Source organism: Streptococcus halichoeri (genome assembly GCF_009870755.1).
GTDB classification, from domain to species: domain Bacteria; phylum Bacillota; class Bacilli; order Lactobacillales; family Streptococcaceae; genus Streptococcus; species Streptococcus halichoeri.
In genome coordinates this window covers 38,011-60,024 of the sequence record NZ_WLZU01000008.1, presented here as the reverse complement: position 1 = coordinate 60,024, position 22,014 = coordinate 38,011, and the positions used below count along the sequence as shown (strand labels likewise).

Annotated in this window: 17 protein-coding genes; 3 read left to right on the top strand and 14 right to left on the bottom strand. The window is 46.0% G+C overall.

Annotated features, from left to right (window positions below; genetic code table 11):
- Positions 1–64: 64 nt before the first annotated feature.
- The 7 genes from GWD08_RS03470 to cdaA form a co-directional block, all read right to left on the bottom strand.
- A complete protein-coding gene (locus tag GWD08_RS03470) occupies positions 65–703 on the bottom strand; it encodes a TIGR01906 family membrane protein (RefSeq protein ID WP_159548605.1) in 639 nt (212 codons plus the stop codon).
- The gene (locus GWD08_RS03465) at positions 700–1,461 is read right to left on the bottom strand and encodes a TIGR01457 family HAD-type hydrolase (RefSeq protein WP_159548608.1); all 762 of its coding nucleotides are present in this window, start codon (positions 1,459–1,461) and stop codon (positions 700–702) included. The genes GWD08_RS03470 and GWD08_RS03465 overlap by 4 nt, the downstream gene beginning before the upstream one ends.
- Position 1,462: 1 nt before the next feature.
- The gene (locus tag GWD08_RS03460) at positions 1,463–2,206 is read right to left on the bottom strand and encodes an acyl-[acyl-carrier-protein] thioesterase (RefSeq protein ID WP_159548611.1); all 744 of its coding nucleotides are present in this window, start codon (positions 2,204–2,206) and stop codon (positions 1,463–1,465) included.
- Positions 2,207–2,220: 14 nt separating this feature from the next.
- Positions 2,221–3,351: a radical SAM family heme chaperone HemW gene (gene hemW, locus GWD08_RS03455; protein WP_159544829.1), complete on the bottom strand. Its 1,131-nt coding sequence runs from the start codon at positions 3,349–3,351 to the stop codon at positions 2,221–2,223.
- A gap of 374 nt (positions 3,352–3,725) precedes the next feature.
- Entirely contained in the window at positions 3,726–5,078 is a 1,353-nt protein-coding gene (glmM, locus tag GWD08_RS03450; protein ID WP_159548614.1) for a phosphoglucosamine mutase, read from the bottom strand.
- Between the two features lie 53 nt (positions 5,079–5,131).
- Positions 5,132–6,091 (bottom strand): CdaR family protein, encoded by a 960-nt coding sequence (locus tag GWD08_RS03445; RefSeq protein ID WP_159548617.1) that lies wholly within the window; start codon positions 6,089–6,091, stop codon positions 5,132–5,134.
- Positions 6,088–6,939: a diadenylate cyclase CdaA gene (gene cdaA / locus GWD08_RS03440; RefSeq protein WP_159548620.1), complete on the bottom strand. Its 852-nt coding sequence runs from the start codon at positions 6,937–6,939 to the stop codon at positions 6,088–6,090. Before cdaA ends, GWD08_RS03445 begins: the two co-directional genes overlap by 4 nt.
- 101 nt (positions 6,940–7,040) lie before the next feature.
- Here cdaA and murT point away from each other — a divergent pair, with 101 nt between their 5' ends.
- Both murT and gatD read left to right on the top strand, forming a co-directional pair.
- Positions 7,041–8,384: a lipid II isoglutaminyl synthase subunit MurT gene (murT, locus tag GWD08_RS03435; protein ID WP_159548623.1), complete on the top strand. Its 1,344-nt coding sequence runs from the start codon at positions 7,041–7,043 to the stop codon at positions 8,382–8,384.
- 1 nt (position 8,385) lies between these two features.
- Positions 8,386–9,174 carry a lipid II isoglutaminyl synthase subunit GatD gene (gene gatD / locus GWD08_RS03430; RefSeq protein ID WP_159544839.1) on the top strand — a complete coding sequence of 263 codons (789 nt, stop codon included), beginning with the start codon at positions 8,386–8,388 and terminating at the stop codon, positions 9,172–9,174.
- Positions 9,175–9,332: 158 nt separating this feature from the next.
- Here gatD and GWD08_RS08835 read toward each other — a convergent pair whose 3' ends face one another.
- The gene (locus tag GWD08_RS08835) at positions 9,333–10,736 is read right to left on the bottom strand and encodes a collagen-flanked surface repeat-containing protein (RefSeq protein ID WP_159564235.1); all 1,404 of its coding nucleotides are present in this window, start codon (positions 10,734–10,736) and stop codon (positions 9,333–9,335) included.
- A 496-nt stretch (positions 10,737–11,232) separates the two neighbouring features.
- Here GWD08_RS08835 and GWD08_RS03420 point away from each other — a divergent pair, with 496 nt between their 5' ends.
- Positions 11,233–12,399 (top strand): YSIRK-targeted surface antigen transcriptional regulator, encoded by a 1,167-nt coding sequence (locus GWD08_RS03420; RefSeq protein ID WP_159548632.1) that lies wholly within the window; start codon positions 11,233–11,235, stop codon positions 12,397–12,399.
- A 295-nt stretch (positions 12,400–12,694) separates the two neighbouring features.
- On the opposite strand, the gene lplA is transcribed toward GWD08_RS03420, so the two are convergent.
- The 6 genes from lplA to GWD08_RS03390 form a co-directional block, all read right to left on the bottom strand.
- Positions 12,695–13,684 (bottom strand): lipoate--protein ligase, encoded by a 990-nt coding sequence (gene lplA / locus GWD08_RS03415; protein WP_159548635.1) that lies wholly within the window; start codon positions 13,682–13,684, stop codon positions 12,695–12,697.
- A gap of 353 nt (positions 13,685–14,037) precedes the next feature.
- On the bottom strand, positions 14,038–15,819 hold the full coding sequence (gene lpdA, locus GWD08_RS03410) for a dihydrolipoyl dehydrogenase (protein ID WP_159548638.1): 1,782 nt from the start codon (positions 15,817–15,819) through the stop codon (positions 14,038–14,040).
- 91 nt (positions 15,820–15,910) lie between these two features.
- Positions 15,911–17,338 carry a dihydrolipoamide acetyltransferase gene (locus GWD08_RS03405; protein WP_159548641.1) on the bottom strand — a complete coding sequence of 476 codons (1,428 nt, stop codon included), beginning with the start codon at positions 17,336–17,338 and terminating at the stop codon, positions 15,911–15,913.
- A gap of 109 nt (positions 17,339–17,447) precedes the next feature.
- Positions 17,448–18,446 (bottom strand): alpha-ketoacid dehydrogenase subunit beta, encoded by a 999-nt coding sequence (locus tag GWD08_RS03400; RefSeq protein WP_159544855.1) that lies wholly within the window; start codon positions 18,444–18,446, stop codon positions 17,448–17,450.
- 133 nt (positions 18,447–18,579) lie between these two features.
- A complete protein-coding gene (locus GWD08_RS03395) occupies positions 18,580–19,548 on the bottom strand; it encodes a thiamine pyrophosphate-dependent dehydrogenase E1 component subunit alpha (protein ID WP_159544857.1) in 969 nt (322 codons plus the stop codon).
- 434 nt (positions 19,549–19,982) lie between these two features.
- Positions 19,983–21,890, bottom strand: a complete 1,908-nt coding sequence (locus tag GWD08_RS03390) for an ABC-F family ATP-binding cassette domain-containing protein (protein WP_159548644.1) — start codon at positions 21,888–21,890, stop codon at positions 19,983–19,985.
- Between the last annotated feature and the right edge of the window lie 124 nt (positions 21,891–22,014).

Genomic DNA, 22,014 nt, shown 5'->3' with positions numbered 1-22,014 from the left:
TATACCATAGCCAAGCAAATCTCAGCTGGAAAAATTGGTGTGTAAGACTGAGAATCGAAAAACTTTAGAGCTTGCTTTTTAAGAGATGACGGCGATTTAAGCCATAGAGGAGCCCAATGCTGCCCTCATAAAGCACAAAAAAGAGGATAAAGCAGTCCATGAAAAACTGCTCCGGTAATAGCCAAATCACTGGATCGGTCAAGGGATCAAAAGCCCAGTTGCTCTTTCCAGGAAAAAGAACCTGGTGAAAGAGGGTAAAAAATTGTTCAAAGCCAATACAGATAGCAAAAAGCGCTAAGATTAAAGGCAAAGCCAGAGCAAGGAGATAAAAGCCTTGCCATTTGCTTCGCTCAAACAAATCAGTTTGTTTTGACCTTAAAAGTCTAAAGCTGGGATAGGCTAAGACAAGAGCAACAGCCTGGGTAAAATGAAACAGACCCTTGACATCCTTAAAATGCGCTAGACCAGCTTGCGAACTTGAAAAGCTCGGCAAGGCAAGCTTGCTAACCCAGGGATAGGTCAGATAATGCATCAGCTCTCTGAAATTATAGAGGATGGAGGACTTGCTCATAAAGACTTGGTCACTGATTTTGAAATAATCAATCGCCAAAGGATAGCTAAGCCAGGCAAGGGCAATTGTAAACAGCACCGCCATGGCGATAACCCACAGCCAAACTAGGGAAAATCTTAAAAAAGTCATCATAAGCCCCACTCATCTAAGCTATCCACGACATGCGTCGGCGGAACCGGCAAGTGAGGGACTTCCTCCGGCAGAGTGAAGCCAGTAGTGACTAAGAGCGTATCAATATCGTTTTGGATGCCCGCCATAATGTCTGTGAGGTAATTATCCCCCACCATCAGGGCATCGCTGCGCTGTAAACCTAGTACTTCGAGGGCTTTAGTCATAATAATGGCATTGGGCTTACCAATAAAGATGGGCTTAACCCGTGTGGCTGCTTCTAAAAGGGCCACAAGCGAACCAGCACCTGGTAAGAGACCCCGCTCGGTCGGAATATTCAAGTCCGGGTTGGTGCCGATAAAGATTGCCCCTTTTTGGATAGCTAAGGTGGCAATGGCTAATTTTTCATAGGTTACAGCCCAGTCCAAACCAACCACGACATAGGCCGGCTGCTCCGTGTCTTCGACAAAGCCGGCTTGGGCAATGGCTGATTTGAGCCCAGCTTCACCAATAACATAGGCAGTCTTGCCCTTGTTTTGGTCCAACATATAATCCACTGTAGCCATGGTAGCAGTATAAATCGAAGCTAATGGCGTCTCAATATTAAAGCCTTTTAGCATTTCTTGGACCTTTTCTGGTGTTCGAGTGGTATTATTAGTCAAAAGCAAATAGGGGATATTGGCTGCTTGCAGACGGTGGATAAAGCGCTCACCAGCCGGGATGCGATCTTTTCCTTTATAGATGGTCCCATCTAGGTCAATTAAATAGCCTTTATAGCTCATTTTAGTTAGCCTCTCCTTCAATGGTTTGCCAGGTAAAAAGTGCCTGAGCATTGAGCTGACCAGCTGAGGTTACTTCATGGTAACTGGTTAGCTGGTCTTGGTGGACCCGAGATTGTACGGTTCCACCAGGTTTTACTTCTCTAATATATTTTAACTGTAAGCTTTTAGGACGATGGCGGTGCAAGAACTCATAGCCAAGTGCATCATAAGCCCATTGGATGTAAACACCATTATTGACATGGCCATTCATATCAATATCATAATAGCGGACTTGATAGGTCTGCTCCTGGTAAGTCAAAAGCGGCTCAAGCTTAGGCACGCGCCGGATCCGCTTGACAAAGGCCGATTCAAATGGCGCCACCAGCTCCTCTGGTATGACCTGAACCTTACGCGTCTCTGGATCCATCAGGGCAAAATGCGAGACAATCTCGACCATGAGCTGACCGGCTTGGTCGTAGATTTTAAAATGACGGTAACAGAAAAATTTATTATAGGAAACAGCTTCGGTTTCAATGCTGATCGTCTGATGGCAGTGCGGTATCTGGTGAAATGTCATTTCATGATCAGTAACAATCCAGACCCAATGATAGTGCTCAAAAATATAACTATCACTACGGTTAAGCAGTCTGGTCTGCTTGCCTGAAAGAGCAATGCAATAAGCTAGCAATAAAGGCAGTTGAATATCACCTTTTTCATCACATAAGTCAAAAGGTATCGTTAGGTATTCTTGATAAGTTTGACCCATTTGGTTCTCCTTGATTAATCTAAGATAAAGCGTTCGGCTACAGTGTCCCCGAGAAAAAGCCCTTTTTTAGTCATCCGAACATGGTTGTCTGTGACTGTAACCAAGCCAGAAGCTTGCAAGTCAGACACAATCGCTCCATAACGCTTGGCAAAGGAAGTCTGAAATTTACTTTCAAAGCGCTCAATCGAGACGCCTGATTTCTTGCGCAGGCCCAAAAAAAGCTCCTCTTCCATCATTTCTTGCTTGGTTAGCACTTCTTCATTTAGCCTGGCATTGCCATTTGCCACTGCCTTGAGGTAGTGCTGGATGGGCACACGATTCTGGTAGCGCACACCATCAAGATAGCCTGAGGCACCTGCACCACAGCCATAGTATTCCACATTGTCCCAGTACATCAGATTATGGCGGCTCTCAAAGCCTGGCTTGGTAAAATTGGAAATCTCATAATGCTCAAAGCCATGAGCTTCCATTTGCCCGATAATGTACTCAAACATTTCTGCTTCTAGGTCTTCTGTTGGCAGATTGAGCTTGCCTCTACGCATCTTATTCATAAAAACCGTATGGTGTTCTAAAATCAAACTGTAAAGGCTAAGGTGTGGAATGTCAAGGGCTAAAGCTTTCTTGACATTCTCTTTGACCTGATCCAATGTTTGACCCGGCAGGGCATAAATCAAATCAATGGAAATATTGTCAAAATGCGCCGCCTTTAAAGCAGCAATCGTTTGATAAATTTGCGCCTGATTATGACTGCGACCAATCTGCTTGAGATGACGGTCATCAAAGGTCTGCACCCCCAGGGAAACCCGATTCAGCGAAGAAGACTGAAAGACCGCAATCTTGTCTGGTGTCAAATCACCAGGATTGGCTTCAATCGTATACTCCTCTAATTGGCTCAAATCCAAAGTCCGCTCCAGTTCTGTCAGCAAGTAACTCAGCTGCTGAGCAGACAAGGCACTGGGCGTTCCACCCCCAATATAAAGCGTTTTTAGCGGCCCCATCTGGTAGGACTTAATCTCACTAATAAGAGCCTGAAGATAGGCATCCACAGGCTGATTTTGGATAAACACTTTTGAAAAATCACAATAATAACAAATTTGCGTACAAAAAGGAATATGAATGTAAGCCGAACTAGGTTTTTTTGTCATAGACTTATTTTACCATGTTCCGGTCAAAAGCGCACGTTTCGCTCCTGACTTTCCCAAACAAAACCAAGGTTTGCAACTGCGACTAGCTAAAGCCCTGGCGACCTTTAGCCTGACGCGGTCCAGATAAGCTTCACAGCATTCGCCCACTCTGCTAAAAGCGCAGCCATTACCCTTTTTTGTTGTCCAAAAGGCCATCGCTTGCGCTTGGTCAGGCGGCGTGACGCCTGGCTAAAGAAGATTTTGACCTAAAGAGCTAGCTTAGTATCTGACGCGGCTAAGAATCCACCAAGTGCTGGTGCAGCTAGCTAAAAAGAGGAGGTCAAGCCAGCAAAAGCTGTCCCCTTGCTAGCTTGTCCTCCTCTTTTTTTGATAGATTAGTCACTGCCAATTTCTCTACGAATAACATCAGCAATGGTCGTCACACAGGCTTCAACCGCCTCATCTGTAGGGGCCTCAGCCATGACGCGCAGCAAGGGCTCTGTCCCGCTCGGGCGGACTAAAATGCGGCCTTTACCTGCCATTTGCGTCTCCATCTGCTCAATGACATCAGCAATTGCCGGAATAGCCATTGCCTTATCTTTCATGCTGTTGTCAACACGAATATTGACTAATTTTTGTGGGTAAATGGTGACCTGAGCAGCCAATTCTGACAGTTTTTTGCCTGTTTCTTTCATGACCTTCACTAACTGGATGGCGGTCAACTGACCATCACCTGTCGTGTTGTAATCCATGATAATCACATGGCCCGATTGTTCGCCGCCTAGATTATAGCCTGACTTGCGCATTTCTTCAACGACATAACGGTCACCAACGGCTGTGATGGCTTTTTTGATACCGGCCTGATCCAGGGCTTGATGAAAACCCAGATTTGACATCACGGTAGTCACAATGGTGTTTTTGGCTAAGAGACCTTTTTCAGCAAGGTAGCGGCCAATAATGAACATAATCTTATCACCATCGACAATCGCGCCCGTCTCATCAACGGCAATGAGTCTGTCACTATCACCATCAAAGGCCAGACCAACTTCTGAGCCCATTGTCGTGACCAAATCCTGTAATGCTTCAGGATGCGTTGAGCCAATCCCGTCATTAATGTTAAGACCATCTGGTTTTTCCCCGATGACATTAATATCTGCATTTAAATCTAAGAAAACATCACGCGCTGTTGTCGAAGCAGCCCCATTTGCCGTATCTAAGGAAATCTTCATCCCGTCTAGATCAATCCCTGTGGATACCAGGAACTTTTCATATTTGCGTAGGCCTTCTGGATAGTCCACTAGTGTCCCTAGGCCTTTGGCACTTGGTCTTGGCAGAAGGTCAACTCCTTCTTCTAGTAAGGCTTCAATCTCCTCTTCTTGCTCGTCTGCTAATTTGAAGCCGTCGCTGCCAAAAAACTTGATGCCATTATCCAAAGCTGGGTTATGACTAGCAGAAATCATCACGCCTGCGCTAGCATTTTCCGTACGAACCAGGTACGAAACACCCGGGGTGGCCAAGACTCCCAGTTTATAAACTTCAATTCCCACTGAGAGTAAGCCAGCAATTAGAGCAGACTCTAACATTTCTCCAGAGATGCGTGTGTCACGTGCGACAAAAACGCGTGGGCGCTCTGTCTCGTGTTGGCTTAGGACATAACCACCAAAACGGCCTAATTTAAATGCCAATTCTGGTGTGAGTTCGACGTTTGCTTCACCACGAACGCCATCTGTTCCAAAATATTTTCCCATAACTTCTTAAGCGCCGAGCGCTCCCTCCATTTGATATTCCATGTTATTATCCTTTATTTCTTTTTGGTTGTCAACTGCACAGAGACCACCTTTGGCTCAACAGACACCAGGTCACCAGCGCTGACTTTGACCGTTTTGATGGTTGATTTTGTGACGCCAGAAATCGGCACATCCACGATGACTTCGTCAATCGTATCTAGCACCTCCTGGCTAGCAGAAATGGTTGCCGTTTCATTGGAAAGTTTAGGGACAATTGAGGCTAGGCTGCTATCCATCTGGCCAAAGAGATTGACCCGGATAGGCACGGTCTTAGTAATTTTCTTAACAGAGACAGACAACTCAGTCGTAGCTGGACTAATCGTGCTAGCAAGAATCGTACCATCAGCCGAGACAGCTTGTAGGGTGACAGAGCCATGGTAGTCAGCTGATAATTTTTGGTTTTCAGGTAGCTTAGCAACAACATGGTCGATGGTGTCAATCGTTGATTCATTGCTAGTGACCTTGACCTTGGAATCCCCGACTTCAATCTTGCCAACTTCGTAACCAGGTTGGATTTGCTTAGGATCAATGCTTGGGGTAACAGAGAAGGTCTTGGTTCTGCGTTTACCAATAGTTACAGAAATCTTATCTGGTGTCACCTTAGCAACCACACCTGAGGGGAGATTGGTCACACTCAGAGGAACACTAACCTTGCCGGGCTTGCTCTTTGACAAATCCGCCACAATCTTGAATTTGCGGGTGTCTGTGTTGACTTCTGAGTCTAACTTGACCCGATTGGTAGAGCTCAGATAGACCTGGGCTCCATAGGAATACTCACTGATAAAGTATTTGTCACTGTCATACTTCATGTCAATGGGCACATCAGATAAGCTATGAGTGTAAGTCTCAACCGGTCCGTAAGTGGGATTGGCTGAATTGGCCTGATTGCTAGAGACAGCCGTTAGAAATAATAAAACAGCAAAGAAGATGGAAACAAGGCCAAGCCATAACCGACTGTTTAGAAATTTTTTCACTTGTTTTTACCTCCAAAGACTTTTTTATACCATGAGACCCGCACAGCCTTATCTTCAATGAGATAGGAGCGAAGAACCGTTTCAAAGTCTTCACGGGAAATATCATGGGTAAATTGTCCCTTATGTGTAATGGAAATACCACCTGTTTCCTCAGAAACCACAATGGTTAAGGCATCAGAGTTTTCAGACAAGCCAATGGCCGCTCTGTGCCGTGTGCCGAATTCTTTTGAAATGGACATTGATTCAGAAAGCGGCAAATAAGACGACGCTGTGGCAACTTTGTTATCAGAAATAATCACAGCGCCATCATGAAGTGGTGTATTAGGAATAAAAATATTAATCAAGAGTTGACTGGAAATTTCCGCATTTAAGGGGATCCCAGTTGCAATGTATTCTTGCAAGGTTTGAGTTTGTTCAATGGCGATCAAAGCTCCAATCTTGCGTGGGCTCATGTAGGCAACTGATTTGAGGATAGCATCAATCAACCGCTCTTCATCACTCATGCGTTCTTTTTGCATAAAGACTTGCGTGGTCCGGCCAAACTTTTCCAGACCAGTGCGAATTTCTGGCGCAAAAATCACCACCCCTGCAATGACCCCATAGGTAATCACCTGGTTCATCAAAAAGGATATGGTCATCAAACCAATCCATTCAGCTAAAAAGCGCAAGAGAATAAAGAGAATAACCCCTTGCACCAGTGACATGATTTTCGTACCGGCCAAGGCCCTGACAAAGCGGTAAATGACATAGGCAACTATCAAGATGTCTAAGAGGTGAATCATTAACATCCACGGATCACTGACTAGATTTAGGAAAAACTTTGTATCAACATTAAATAAACTTCCCATAGGACTCTCTTTCTATTCAAAATACAGATCATTCATAGTATATCATTTTTGGCCAAGTTTTTCTGTATTCAAATGCCACAAACTTGTGATAAAATAGAACCATGAAAGTAAAGACGATGATGAGCATTGCGGCTGGACGCGCAGCCCAATTCCTCCTAAACAAAATGGGCCGTGGGTCCACCTACCCGGGCAAGCTAGCCTTAAGCTTTGACCCTGCTATTTTAGATACCATTGCTAAAGACTATGAGATTGTCGTGGTGACAGGGACCAACGGCAAAACCCTAACCACTGCTTTGACCGTTGGGATCTTGCAAGAAGCCTACGGCCAGGTTGTCACTAATCCTAGCGGCGCCAATATGATTACAGGGATTGTTTCCACTTTTTTATCTGCTAAAAGCAACCGGAGTGGCAAAAAGTTTGCTGTTTTGGAAATTGATGAAGCGAGCTTGCCACGCATCACACGCTTTATCACGCCAAGCTTGATTGTCTTTACCAATATCTTTCGCGACCAAATGGACCGCTATGGTGAGATCTACACCACCTATCAGATGATTAGTGATGGTGCAACGAATGCGCCAAAAGCAACCATCCTTGCTAACGGGGATAGTCCGATCTTTGCCGCAAAAGACCAAGTCAATCCCATCAAGTTCTATGGCTTTGACACTGAAAAGCATGAGCCGCGCTTAGCGCACTACAATACCGAAGGCATTGTCTGCCCAAGGTGTGAGCATATCTTGCACTACCGGCTCAACACCTATGCCAATCTCGGCGATTATCTCTGTCTTAACTGTGGTTTTGAGCGGCCACACCTCGATTACCGCCTCACCCAGCTCACTAAGATCACCAACCTAGCAGCCGAGTTCACTATTGATGGTCAGGCCTATAAGATCAATGTCGGTGGCCTGTATAACATCTATAATGCCCTAGCCGCTGTGGCCGTAGCTGAGCACCTGGGACTAGCTCCTGCGGTGATTAGTGCTGGCTTTGAGAAAAGCCGGGCTGTCTTTGGCCGGCAAGAAACCTTCAAGATTGGTGACAAGAGCTGTACTTTAGTGCTCATCAAAAACCCTGTTGGTGCCAGCCAGGCACTTGAGATGATGGCGCTTGCGGACTATCCCTTTAGCCTCTCAGTCCTCCTCAACGCCAACTACGCTGATGGGATTGATACCTCCTGGATATGGGATGCTGACTTTGAGCGCATCACCGAGATGCCGATTACGGCCATCAATGCTGGCGGCGTCCGGCATTCTGAGATGGCTCGGCGCCTGCGAGTTGCAGGCTACGATAGCCAAAAAATCGCAGAGCAAACCAGCCTTGAGGAAGTCCTAAGAGCGATTGAGGCCCAAGACAGTGCACACGCCTATATCCTAGCTACCTATACAGCCATGCTAGCATTTCGTGACCTACTAGCCAATCGCCAACTCGTTGAAAAGGAGCGACACTAAGATGACCTATATATCCTTAGAAACCAAGGATGCGCATGATTACCCCTATAGCCTTAGGATCGCGCATCTCTATGGCAATCTACTCAATACCTATGGCGATAATGGCAATGTCCTTATGCTCAAATACGTAGCTGAAAAACTGGGAGCTGGGGTCAGTGTGGCCATTGTGTCCTTGGAGGATGACTTTGACCCTGATGCCTATGAGATGATTTTTTTTGGTGGCGGCCAGGATTACGAGCAAAGTATCGTGGCGCGGGATTTACCCAGCAAAAAAGCAGCCATTGCTGATTTTATTGAGCAAGACAAGGTTATCCTCGCTATCTGTGGTGGCTTTCAGCTTTTGGGCCGCTACTACATCCAGGCTAATGGCGTCAAGATTGATGGGATTGGGGTGATGGGCCACTATACCCTCAACCAAAAAAACAACCGTTTTATTGGCGATATTAAAATTCACAATGACGAATTTAACGAAACCTACTATGGTTTTGAAAATCATCAGGGGCGGACCTTTCTCGCTGAGGACGAAAAGCCGCTGGGCCGCTTGATCTACGGCAATGGTAACAATGACAAAGACCAAACCGAAGGCGTCCACTACAAAAATGTCTATGGCTCTTATTTCCACGGGCCAATCTTATCTCGCAATGCGCATCTCGCCTACCGGCTCGTCACAACTGCTCTCCGCCAGAAATACGGCCCAGACATCGCCCTTAAAAGCTACCACGAGATTCTAGGCCAAGAAGTCTCTGAGGAGTACGCTGACGTCAAAAGCAAGGCCGCCTTTACAGAGTAAGAACCTGTGCTTACGAGGAGGTGTTCGCAAAATCCTTAAAAAAGCCTCTGAGGTAGATGCCTCAGAGACTTTTTTATGTTTAAAGTTAAAGAAATGTAGGGTTAAAATGTGTTTTAGTCTTTACGTTTAAAGAAGTATTCTCTTAAAAAAGTCGTTTTTTAGTCTTTGCGTTTGGCAGACAAGGTTAGGACACCTGCACTTGCAATCACAGCTAGAGCTGCTGCGGTGAAGAAGGCACCCATGCGCTCACCGGTTGCAGGAAGGGTGTTGCCATTGCCTGCTGCGGCTGGAGCTGAACCTGAACCTGAGCCAGATGGCATCAACATTGGTAGTGGTGGTGTGATTTTTGCACCAGAACCGTAACCAGCAGCGCCGTTACCAGGGTAGTGGCTGCCATTTTGGCCGTTTTGACCTGGGCGACCGTCGCGGCCATTATGACCATCACGACCATTGTGGCCATCGCGACCGTTGCGACCATCATGGCCGTCTTTACCGTCACGACCATTGCGGCCATCCATACCGTCTTTACCATCTTTACCATCTTTACCATCTTTACCATCACGGCCGTCTTGACCGTTCTTACCATCACGCAAGAGGATTTCAAACTTGGTACCGTCTGGGTTGAGGAAGAAGACAGTGTGGGTACCATCTGAATGGCTGGTAGCTTTAATCACTGGTGAGAGGCCGTCACGACCATCCACACCGTCTAGACCATTACGCCCATCGCGACCATCACGGCCATTACGCCCATCGGTACCAGCGCGGCCATCCGCACCGTCAGTACCATTTTGGCCATCTTGACCCTTGGAACCGTTCTTACCATCACGGCCTTTAGCACCGTCACGACCGTCTTGACCTTTAGCGCCATTGCGACCGTTTTGACCACGTTGACCATCTTGACCTTTGGCACCATCTTTCCCATCACGACCGTTAACGCCGTCACGGCCATCTTGACCCTTGGCGCCAGTTTGACCGTTTTTACCATTTTGGCCTGGATCACCCGGTTTTCCATCTAAACCATTGAGACCGTCAGCTCCTTTAGCACCGGTTTGACCATTTTGACCATTTTTACCTGGGTCACCTTGACGGCCATCACGGCCATCACGACCTGGAGTTCCGGCACGACCATCACGACCATTCAAACCAGTAAATCCTCGTTGACCATCACGACCATCACGGCCCGGTTGACCATCACGGCCATCACGGCCATCTTTACCTGGCAGTCCCGGCAATCCTACTTGACCTCGTGCACCCTGTGGGCCTTGTGGGCCGCGTTCCCCTTCTGGGCCTCGTGAACCTTGGGGTCCTGGATTACCCCGCGGACCTACAGGACCTACAGGACCCTCTGGACCTGGGGGACCTGGAACTGAAACCATTGGTGGATATGCAGGTCCTCCCGGATAAGGCCAAGTCATAGTTGGATATCCAGAATACGCTTCCGCTGTGGTTCCTTGTAGGCTAAGGGCAAAGGCGGCACCTAGGATGACTGATGCTGCTGTAAAACTATTTCTGCGAAAGCGTGAACGTTGTTTTTTGACAACGTTTTCATTCGTGTTCGCCATGTTATCTCCTTTTTTCAAGACTTCCCCCTCCGCTAGGATGAGGGGGTGTCTATTTGCTGTATTAGTTATGGCCAAAGCGGTCTTTTGCAAGAACAGAAGGGACCTGAGTGTCAGGCCGCCTTTTTCCCAGCCAATAACCATCACTTATAATGCCATGATGATCAGCGTTAGACATGAGGAATCCGCTATTTTTTTGAATAAATCGGTAAAAAATACAGCTTTTAGAGATACCTTTTTACCATAGTCATTTTTTGGAGCAGGATTTAAAATTAGTGATTAGGGTTTGCCTTGGGCCTTTGCTATACTGGGTAACTAGAAAAGCCGACCAGCGACTAGGGCGTAACTCAGGCACCGTCTGATGAGGCCAGCTAGGCTAGCCGTGCGGGCTTTTTTGCTGCTTGCTGGGTTGCGTGACGCAAAACACCCAGCAAAAGAGCGCCTAATGGTTGGCTGATCGTTTAGTGACATCAAACATAAAGGATAACCAAAGAGCGTCATGTATAGACACCCCTTACTCGAATCTCTACAGACTTGCTTACAAGTACCGATTCTAGTTTTGGATGAGTCCTTTAAACCCTTAAAGGCTTATCCTTTTAATATCAGCTATTGCCTAAGTAGTCAGTTGAAACAAGAATTGGATCAAAGTAGCTGTCAGAGGTATATTTCACCCCCCCAATTTAAACTACTCGTCCTAGGTGGTGACTGCATCCTTGCTGTCTACCCCTTGCAAAGCTATTTTTTTATCTTCGGGCCTTTTACCACACCCTGTCCCCTAGACGACCTCAGGCCTTTGGCAAGGGTCTACTACCTGACGCAAGAGCGCCTGATACTACCAGACAGCCTATGTCTGACCTATGTCCAGGATCTTTCCCACCTGCTCCATCTCATCCACTATTTCTTTACCGGTCACGCGTACGGTTTAGCCGGCAAGCAGGCCGTGCTTGAGACTGATATGGTCAGCGAGATGCGAAAAGAACTCAGTGAGAGGCTCTTTAGCCCCTATCATGAGGAGGAAGAGCAGTTTGACTATGAGTGTCAGCTCCTTGAGTGTGTTAAAAAAGGCGACCCTAAGGAAGTGCAGGCCTTTTTGCGCCAAACCCTGCCTTGGCCACAACAGGTAAAAAACGCGCGAGCAGAGAAGAACTACTCGATTTTGATCTTTGAAAAGCTCTCCCAGTTGGCGATTAGCATGGGAGTAGCTAGCCACTATGCCCACCATATCCGTGATTATTATATTAAGAAATGTGAGCAGTGTGCGACCGTCCAAGACGTACTCGCACTAAGAGAATCCGCCATTCTCTTATTTACTCAGAAAATCGGACGGATGAATACACACTCCTACACGATGGCGCGGATTTTAGCCTATATTCATAAAAATCTCTCACAAAAGCTCCTGATTGAGACTATTGCCAAGCAGTTTAACTTTAGTGAACCAAGTATCCGCAAGCTCTTTCGCAAGGAAATGTCCTGTTCGATCCAGCAGTATATCCGGCAAAAGAAAATCGAGGAAGCCAAGATTATGCTAAAAAACGGCGCTACCGTGACGGAGGTGAGCAATAACCTGGGCTATGCGGATGCTGCGCATTTTTCCCGGACCTTTAAGGAGGTCGTTGGCCTATCGCCAAAGCAATTCCAACAAAGCCCGATCAAAGACATCACTTAAGCTTTTGCTGCTGAGCACAGCAGCACAGCAGCACAACCAAAAAACTCCCTGAAACCAGAGTTGCCCTGCTCTTTCATCCTTAGACCTACTGGCTAAGGATGAAGGAGGGAGACTTGTTGATAACGGGAGTTTTTTATTTGTGCTTCTAGAGTGTGCTTGATGACTGTAACAGAGAAAAAAGAAAGGCTAGGTCCAAGTAAGCCAACTACAAGAGGCAGCAGCTTGCTCAAAGGAGCAGGTCCAGAGGCTAAGGACCAGACCACTCCTATAGCAACTGCCTGTTCTCTGCTTAGGATTAGGCAACGATGGCCTTGGCCACTTCTTCAACGGTCATCCGGGAGAAGTATTTGGTCGTGTCAATGGTTTTGAGGCGTTCTAAGACATCCTGGTAGTTGTACTTGCAGCCCACCAAGAGCTCTTCGATGTCCTTGACATCCTTGATCCCAAAAAAGTCACCGTAAATCTTGATGTTTTTGATGAGGGATTGTTGGACATTGGCAAAAGTCGTGATCTTACCAGCAGCGTAGCGGACATTGCGCTCAATGGTATACTCGGGTGCCTGACCATAGGTCCAGTCCCAGTTACCAAATTGCTGCTCGGCAGAAGCTTGAACCTTGGCTAGTTCAGCATCAGAAAGGACATACTCTTCCATATCAGGATAGGTTTCCTTCATCTTGGCAAGGAGCCGATCGGAGAATTCCTCAACCGTGATTTTCTCAGGGAGTTCGTCTAGGATGTTGGTCACCCGGGAGCGCACGGACTTGATCCCTTTGGATTCGATTTTATCTTTGCTGACTTTTAAGGCATCGCCCAGCACGGTCATGTCGACATCAAAGAGAAGGCAGCCATGGTGCATCATCCGGCCTTTATAATAGGCTTGCGCATTTCCACAGAATTTCTTGCCATTGATCTCTAGGTCGTTACGGCCGGTAAACTCGGCTTTAACACCCAAATCAGCCAGGGTCGCAATCACGGGTTGGGAGAAGGTCTTAAAATCAAAAGCTCCCTCTTCAGACTTATTCGAAATAATCGTGTAGTTGAGGTTATTCAGGTCATGGTAAACAGCTCCTCCACCAGAGAGGCGACGCACCACATGGATGCCGTGTTCTTCGATATATTCTTTGTTAATTTCTTGAATGGTGTTTTGGTGCTTACCAATGATAATAGCCGGTTCATTAATCCAGAGAATGAAGAGTTCGTCTTCGTCAACTAATTCCCGAAAAGCGTAGGCTTCTAGGGCTACATTATAGGCAGGATTGTGACTATTGTTAACAATATATTTCATTTTTCTCTCCTCTTGTGACGCTGTCTTTCGTCTATTATTATTTTAATGTAAATCACATCAAAAAACAAGCTTAAGGCTCAGGTCTGGCCTTGTTGAAAGCTCTTTCAGCGAAGCAGCTGAAAACCTGGCTGAAAAGCACCTCTGAAACTTGTCATTACCTTTTTAGCCATTCCCTCACGAAAAGCACAAAAGCCCGGCGTAAAAGAAAACCTGATGCAAAACAGCATGCAGCTTAGCAACTGACTGTTCGCATCAGGTTCTCTTTGTAAAGTGGGCTTTCTTTTTGTTTTTAGGGCTTGACTTTCCTAAATAAGACTTTGTGGACTTAGGTAAGGCTTTTTAAAGGTCAGGCCTTATTTTTTCTTCTTAGGTGGATTATGGATGGCTTCGCCAAGGACATCAGCAAAGGCTTCATACATGACTTCTGAGAAGGTTGGGTGGCCATGGATGGAAAGTAAGAGCTCATCAACAGTGAGTTCTGCTTCCATGATGGTTGCAGCTTCGTTAATCATTTCTGCAGCAGCTGGGCCAATGATATGGACACCAAGGATTTCATGGTATTTAGCATCTGCAATGACCTTGACAAAGCCTTGGGCTTCGTTAGAAGCAAGGGCACGGCCATTTCCCGTAAAGCTGTTGCGACCGATTAAGATGTCACCATGTTTGGCGCGCGCGTCTTCTTCGGTCAGGCCGACCATGGCAACTTCTGGATGAGTGTAGACGGCTGCTGGAGTAAAGTCTAACTTGGCCTTACGCGTGTTGCCACGTATAGCATTTTCAGCAGCGACCTCACCCATACGAAAGGCAGCATGGGCTAGCATCTTGGTACCATTGACATCACCAGGCGCATAGATACCTGGGATGGAGGTTTCTTGATAGTCATTGACTTTAATCCGGTTACGGTCCATCGCGAGGTCAAGATTTTCCAGACCCTTCATTTGTGGAACACGACCGATGGACAGCAAGGCTTTTTCAGCGACAACTTCTTCACCGTTGTTTAATTTTAAGGTCAAGAGATTGTTGGCTTCGACAATTTCAGACACGCCAACAGAGGTTTTGAAGGTCATGCCTTTTTTGCTGAGGACTTTTTGCAGTTCAAGTGAAACATCCTTATCCATGGCTGGGATGATGCGATCAGCCATTTCGATCACAGTGACCTCAACACCGTAGGAAGCCCAGACAAGACCAAGTTCAACACCGACAACACCACCCCCCATGACAGCAAGCGACTTCGGCATTTCCCGTAAATCAAGAATGTCATCAGAGGTCATGACGAGTTTGGAATCTATCCCTGGGATATTAATCCGTGAAACCTTCGAACCGGTAGCGAGGATAATGCTGCGGCCTTTAATCGTTTCAGAGCCAATAGTCACCGTTTTGTCTGGGTTGACTTGGCCTAAGCCATTGTAGAGTGTAACTTTGTTAGATTTTAGTAAGCCTTTAACCCCGCCCGTTAAGGTTTTAACGACAGAGTTTTTAAAATCAACCGTCTTATCCATATCAATGGTGTAGTTGGTGGAGGCGAGGTTAATACCACGACCAGCTGCAATCTTCAAGCCATCAAGGATTTCAGCATTTTTGAGGTAGGTTTTTGTTGGGATACAGCCAACGTTAAGGCAGGTTCCACCAAACTCATTTTTTTCAATGATGGCAACTTTTCCGCCTAATTGTGCCGCACGAATGGCACCATAGTAACCAGCCGGTCCACCACCTACGACAATCACATCATATTCGTCCTCAGCCAACGGCTCTTTATTGGTAGCGGTAGCTTGAGCAGCAGTTTTAGCTGGTGCTTTTGGCACTTCGAGGCCGGCAGCTTCTAAGTCTGCGGTAGCTTTTTTGTCAGCTTGAGCAGTATCTGTAGAACCGCTTGTGGCAGCGCCCTCGATGCTTTCGCCTTCAGCGCCAATGTAGCCGATAACCTCTGTAACAGGGACAGTATCTCCATCTTTATGGACAATCTTTAAGAGGACACCTGCATCTTCGGCTTCGATTTCCATGTTGGTCTTATCAGACATGATTTCAAGGAGGATGTCTCCTTCATTGACAGTGTCACCTTCTTGTTTTTTCCACTCGATGATTTCGCCTTCTTGCATATCCACACCGAGTTTTGGCATTATGATTTCAGCAGCCATTCATTTCTCCTTTTATCTTTTCAAACGCACAATGAGTTAGTCTTTTCCTAGACTGGTTTTGCATCCTAGGAACCATTATTTGAAAACCTGATTAGATTAACATGCTTAATGGATTTTCCATTAAGTTTTTAAGATCAACCATGAACTTAGCACCATTCATGCCATCGACAATTCGGTGATCAATGGTTAGGCATAAGGCCATGATTGGTCGGGCAACAATCTCACCATCAATAACGGTTGGTGTTGGAATGGTTGCACCTACTCCTAGGATAGCTGAGTTTGGTTGGTTGATGATAGGGTTAAAGGTCTTGGTTCCAAACATCCCTAGGTTGGTAATAGAGAAGGTTGAGCCAGACATTTCTGCGGCCTTCAGCTTACCTGCTTGCGTCTTTTTAATAACATCCTTTGAGGCAGTGACAAATTCAGCCAGAGACATCTTGTCGGCATTATGGACGACAGGGACGATGAGACCATCATCTAGCCCAACTGCAATACCAATATTGACAAACTGGTGGAGCTCAATGTCTTGGGCGTCGTTGATCAATGAGGCATTGAGGTAACGATGTTCTGGTTTCATCAAGGTTTTAACCACAGCCATACCAATCAAATCTGTAAAGCTGACTTTGAGGCCCGTTTTTTCCATGATAGGATCGATTAATTGCTTACGCAAAGCAATCATCTCAGTCATGTCAATATCATAATTAAGCGTAAAGCTTGGGGCAGTCAGGTAAGAATTAGTCATGCCCTTAGCAATAGCCTTACGCATAGCGGACATCTTGATAACTTCGACCCCTTCTGGGAGATCCGTTTGGTCTGCTGGGGCTTTTGCTTGGTCTTTGGCCGCTTGTGGACTGGCTGGTTGAGCTGGCTGGTTGGCATTGATGACAGCAAGAATGTCTTCTTTCATTATTTTACCATTAAAACCAGAGCCTGTGATAGTTGCTAGGTCAAGGCCGTTTTCTTCTGCCATCTTCTGAGCTAGTGGCGAAGCTTTTGGCAGAGCGCCCTTGTAGTTTTCAACGTCTACTTTGTGGATCCGTCCTTTAGGACCGCTACCTTTGATTTGGCCTAATTCAATTGAGAGTTCATTTGCTGCCTTGCGGGCGGCCGGCGTAGCCCGGACATGATCAGTACTTGCATCTGCCGCTGCTGTTTGTGCAACTGCTGGTTCTGGACGTTTGACCTCTTCTTTTGGTGCCTGACTTGGAGCAGCATCGGCGGAGTTTGCAGCAGGTACCTCACTGGTCTGTTCACTAGAGGCTGGGGTGGCGATTGATTCGCCTTGGGCGCCAATGTAGCCGATAACCTCTGTAACAGGGACAGTATCTCCAGCTTGGTGGACAATTTTTAAGAGGACACCCGCATCTTCGGCTTCGATTTCCATGTTGGTCTTATCAGACATGATTTCAAGGAGGACATCACCTTCATTGACGGTGTCGCCTTCTTGTTTTTTCCACTCGATGATCTCGCCTTCTTGCATATCAACACCGAGTTTTGGCATTATGATTTCAGCAGCCATATGTTTCCTTTCCTATATCTTTGTCACATTATTTTCAAATCATGCAAAAATAATGGCTGAGCAATAAACAGTGAAGGAAGCCTCAGGGTGAGACTTCATTCAAGGGATATTAATTGCCATTATTGGCCATTTTGCGGATAGCTTCTTTGATTTTTTCCACATCTGGTAAGATAGCTTGTTCAAGTACACGCGCATATGGCACTGGAACATCTTCGCTGGCAAGACGGACAATTGGGTGATCGAGGTAATCAAAGGCTTCACTTTCAGTGATCATGGTGGCCATTTCTGCTAGATAACCACCGGTCTTGTAAGCATCGTTGACCAGCATAACCTTGCCTGTTTTTTTAACAGAATTAATGATGAGTTCTTTATCTAAAGGTACTAGGGTCCTAGGGTCTACGACCTCAACATCAATGCCTTCTTCTGCAATTTCTGTTGCAGCCTGCATCACGCGCTCTAACATCCGACCATAAGTCACAATGGTTAGGTCGGAACCTTGGCGTTTAATGTCGCCTTTGCCTAGTGGGATATAGAAATCGGGGTCTTGATTGACCTCTTCTTTTTTACCATATAAGGCTTTTGGTTCCATAAACACAACAATGTTATTATCTTGTATAGCTGATTTCAAGAGGCCTTTTGCTTCGTTGACAGTACCTGGTGCTACAACCTTAATCCCTGGAATATGAGTCATCCAGGCTTCCAAAGACTGGGAGTGCTGAGCCGCTGAGCCAATACCTGAGCCAGAAGCTACACGAAAGGTCACCGGTGTCTTTAGGCCACCACCAAACATGTAGTTGTTTTTGGCACCATTGTTAACAATAGCATCCATCATGATGGTCAAGAAATCCATAAAGGTGACATCGACAATTGGTCGAAGACCTGTGATTGCTGCACCAATCGCCGCACCGGAAATGGCAGCCTCAGAAATCGGAGTGTCTTTGACACGTTTTGCTCCGAATTCTTCAAACATGCCAACTGAAGTCCCAAAGTCGCCTCCATAAATACCAACATCTTCACCCATTAAGAAGATGTTTTCGTCCTTGCGCATTTCTTCAGTCATGGCAAGATTGACCGCTTCGCGTAAAGCCATTACTTTTGTTTCACTCATTAATCGTTCTCCTAATTGTTATCCATAATAGTCATGAGATCCTTATGAGCCATCTAGGCCCACACACTCATTGCCTGTTCCTTCCAAGGCGGGCTTAGCCTTGTGAGAGATAGGTGTTTTACGTTTTCGTTTCCTAGTCTACCCAAACGTCTTCAAACGCTACAGATAAGTCTGGATCCGGACTATTTTGGGCATATTCATAAGCGTCATCAATTTCTTGTTTGACTTGAGCTTGGATGTCATCTAGTTCTTGGTCAGTAGCAATGCCTTCTTTAGTGAGGTACTGTCTATATTTGATCATTGGGTCTTTTTCTTTCCAAGCTGCCACTTCTTCTTTGGAGCGGTATTTACCAGCGTCAGCAGTAGAATGACCAAACCAACGGTAGGATTCAACTTCGACAATGGCTGGGCCCTTGCCACCACGTACATGCTCAACGGCTTGGCCCATGGTCTCATAAACTGCCATCACATCATTGCCATCTTCACAGTAAAAGCCTGGAATGCCATAGGCTTCGGCCCGCGTATAAAGGTGCGGTGTATTGGTAGCATTTTTGATGCTCATGGAAATACCGTATTTGTTATTAATGATGAAAAAGATAACAGGCAATTTCCAGGTGGCAGCCATATTGACAGACTCGTGGAAGGAGCCTTCATTGGTTGCCCCGTCGCCAGAAAAGGCTACAACAATCTTGTCTGTGCCTTTGTATTGTTGGGTTAAGGCTGCTCCGACAGCTAAGGCATAACCACCACCAACGATACCATTGGTCCCGTAGTTGCCCTTTTCAAAGTCGGCCAAGTGCATAGAGCCACCACGACCTTTGGAAACACCGGTTGCTTTCCCTGCTAGCTCGGCCATCATTTTATTTAAATCCATATCTTTGGCAATTGATTGGCCATGACCACGGTGGTTAGAAAAAATGATGTCATCATAGCCAAGATGGGCTACAGCACCGACACTGGCAGCTTCTTCTCCGACAGAAAAATGGGTCATCCCTTGGACAAATCCCCGACGGACAAGTTTATTAATACGTGAGTCAAATTCACGAATACGTTCCATTTTCAAGAACATATCCAAATGTTTTTCTTTTGAAACTGTTACCATTTTGGCCTCCAAAATATTATATTACTCTTTCATAGTAACGCTTTTTTTCACATTAAGCAAGAAATTGAATCGCTTTCTTTCCTATAAAATCGGGATTCCTTTGCTTTTCATAGTTTGTTATGTTACAAACTTATTTGTACTAGTACAGATTAGCAAAACTATAACAGTTGCTCAAAAATAGCAAAAAGAAAAAGCGCAGCAAATTACAAAGAAGAAGGGAGCCAGCCTACTAAGAGAAATTAAGGCAAGCATGACTGAGCTAGAAAAATGGCGCCAGTAGCTGGAGCAAGCCGGCATGACTGAGCAATAACTACTTGCTAAGAGGCTTAGCTACGACAAAGCACAAAGGCTAGAAACACTTGTCCTAGCCTCATCGTCCCAGGGAAATCAGCTTATAAGATCCGCTTTAATTACTGGTCTTGCTGCTGTTGTTCTTAGCTGGTACTGGTATCTAGATTGGCCCACTCTTCCATGAGCTGATCTTGTTTTTGTGTCAACTGTGTTAATTGTTCCTGCGCAGCTATAAGCTCGGCTGTATTATTGGTCGCCAGCATAGCTTGATTAAGAGCTAATAGTTCTGTTTCAATGACTTCTAGTTGCTGTTCAAGTTCCAGCATTTGCCGCTGCCGCTTTCGTTCTTCTTTTTGTTTTTCTTTTTGCAAATGATAATCTGTTGGGGCTTGCTCTGGCTCTGCTGTTTGTGGCTGGTCCATGGCCTTAAGCTGGGCCAACTCTGCCAGCTCTGCTTTTTTCTCCAGATAGTAATCATAATCACCTAAATAGAGAGTGGCGCCTGCTTTGCTGAGTTCTAGGACTTTTGTGGCAATTCGGTTGATAAAATAGCGATCGTGACTGACAAATAGCAGTGTCCCTTGATAGGTAATCATTGCATCTTCTAAGACTTCTCTGCTTTCAATATCCAAATGATTGGTTGGCTCATCTAGCAACAGAAAGTTATCCTTTTCCATAGAGAGCTTGGCTAATAATAACCGGGCCTTCTCGCCACCCGAGAGCATGCTGACTGATTTTTTAACATCGTCACCGCTAAACAAGAAAGCTCCCAGGCGGTTACGAATGGCCACTTCTGGTGTGGTAGCAAAAGCTTGCCATAACTCTTCTAAAACCGTATTGCTGGGCGTCAGACGGCTTTGCCCCTGGTCATAATAGCCCATCTCAACATTGGCTCCATAGCTGATTGCACCTGCAATCGGCTGCAAGTGGCCCATGATGGTCTTGATGAGGGTAGATTTTCCAATGCCGTTAGGACCAACGACAGCAATGGCGTCTTGCTTGTTAACCTCAAGGTTAATAGGACTGGCCAGAATGTCGCCTGCATAGCCAACTGCCAAGTCCTGCACTTTTAAGACCACATTGCCAGAGGGTTTAGCAATCTCAAAGTTCATATGAGCTGGCTTGCTGTCTTGGCTAGGTTTGTCAAGGCGTTCGATTTTGGCTAATTGCTTGCGCCGCGATTGGGCCCGCTTGGTGGTAGAAGCTCGCACCAAATTCTTTTGAACAAAGTCTTCTAGCTTAGCAATTTCTTTTTGCTGCTTATCATAATGTTTAGCCTCTAAAGCTAATTTTTCTGCCTTTAAGTCCACAAACTGAGAATAATTGGCTTGGTAGCGATCAAGCTGGCCTCGGTTTAAGTCCAAGGTAATGGTCGCCACCTTGTCCAAGAAATAGCGGTCATGGCTAACAATCAAGAGCGCACCTTGGTAATTAACCAGGTAATTCTCTAACCAGGCGATGGTTTCCATATCCAGGTGGTTGGTTGGCTCATCAAGCACCAGTAAATCTGGTTTTTCCAAGAGCATCTTGGCTAAGGCCAGGCGGGTATTTTGCCCACCAGACAGCTCAGCAATTGGCATGTGCCACATGGACGCATCAAATTTAAAGCCATTCAAAATGGCTTTAATCTCTGCCTCATAGGCAAAACCATTACGCTGGCGAAAACTTTCTAGGAGCTGATCGTAACGATGCATTAACTGCTCTAACTCTTGACCGGCTAGCAGCCCCATCTGGCTTTCCATGTGACGCAGTTGCGCTTCATCTTGTCGTAAAGCACTAAACACCGACAGCATCTCATCATAAATGGTCTTATCTGAGGCAAAACGACTATTTTGCGCAAGATAAGACAGGCGCACATCCTTTTTCCTGTTAATGTCTCCTGCAGTCGGACTCTCCTCACCGACTAATATCTTCAAGAGCGTTGACTTTCCTGCACCATTTGGACCGACCAAGGCCATCCGATCCTGTTCATTTATTTGTAAAGAAATGTTCTCAAACAAAACGTCCCCTGCAAAAGAGCGTTCCAATTTATTTGCTTGTAAAATAATCATGCTTCTATTCTAACAAAAAATACCCTCCTTGGGGTATTTTTTTCTGCTGGGTGCTAGGCGCAAGCAAGCTGTAGCCTTGCTTTTTGAAACTAAATGGGACCACTGCGTAAGCAGATGGTTCACT

Bases quoted from the DNA above. Each gene is read 5' to 3' on its own strand.
- GWD08_RS03400 (WP_159544855.1), bottom strand. From the start codon at position 18,446: ATGAGTGAAACAAAAGTAATGGCTTTACGCGAAGCGGTCAATCTTGCC.
- GWD08_RS03395 (WP_159544857.1), bottom strand. From the start codon at position 19,548: ATGGTAACAGTTTCAAAAGAAAAACATTTGGATATGTTCTTGAAAATG.
- GWD08_RS03420 (WP_159548632.1), top strand. From the start codon at position 11,233: ATGTATAGACACCCCTTACTCGAATCTCTACAGACTTGCTTACAAGTA.
- cdaA (WP_159548620.1), bottom strand. From the start codon at position 6,939: ATGGGAAGTTTATTTAATGTTGATACAAAGTTTTTCCTAAATCTAGTC.
- GWD08_RS03465 (WP_159548608.1), bottom strand. From the start codon at position 1,461: ATGAGCTATAAAGGCTATTTAATTGACCTAGATGGGACCATCTATAAA.
- lplA (WP_159548635.1), bottom strand. From the start codon at position 13,684: ATGAAATATATTGTTAACAATAGTCACAATCCTGCCTATAATGTAGCC.
- glmM (WP_159548614.1), bottom strand. From the start codon at position 5,078: ATGGGAAAATATTTTGGAACAGATGGCGTTCGTGGTGAAGCAAACGTC.
- hemW (WP_159544829.1), bottom strand. From the start codon at position 3,351: ATGACAAAAAAACCTAGTTCGGCTTACATTCATATTCCTTTTTGTACG.
- GWD08_RS03405 (WP_159548641.1), bottom strand. From the start codon at position 17,338: ATGGCTGCTGAAATCATAATGCCAAAACTCGGTGTTGATATGCAAGAA.
- gatD (WP_159544839.1), top strand. From the start codon at position 8,386: ATGACCTATATATCCTTAGAAACCAAGGATGCGCATGATTACCCCTAT.
- GWD08_RS08835 (WP_159564235.1), bottom strand. From the start codon at position 10,736: ATGGCGAACACGAATGAAAACGTTGTCAAAAAACAACGTTCACGCTTT.
- murT (WP_159548623.1), top strand. From the start codon at position 7,041: ATGAAAGTAAAGACGATGATGAGCATTGCGGCTGGACGCGCAGCCCAA.
- GWD08_RS03460 (WP_159548611.1), bottom strand. From the start codon at position 2,206: ATGGGTCAAACTTATCAAGAATACCTAACGATACCTTTTGACTTATGT.
- lpdA (WP_159548638.1), bottom strand. From the start codon at position 15,819: ATGGCTGCTGAAATCATAATGCCAAAACTCGGTGTGGATATGCAAGAA.
- GWD08_RS03390 (WP_159548644.1), bottom strand. From the start codon at position 21,890: ATGATTATTTTACAAGCAAATAAATTGGAACGCTCTTTTGCAGGGGAC.
- GWD08_RS03470 (WP_159548605.1), bottom strand. From the start codon at position 703: ATGATGACTTTTTTAAGATTTTCCCTAGTTTGGCTGTGGGTTATCGCC.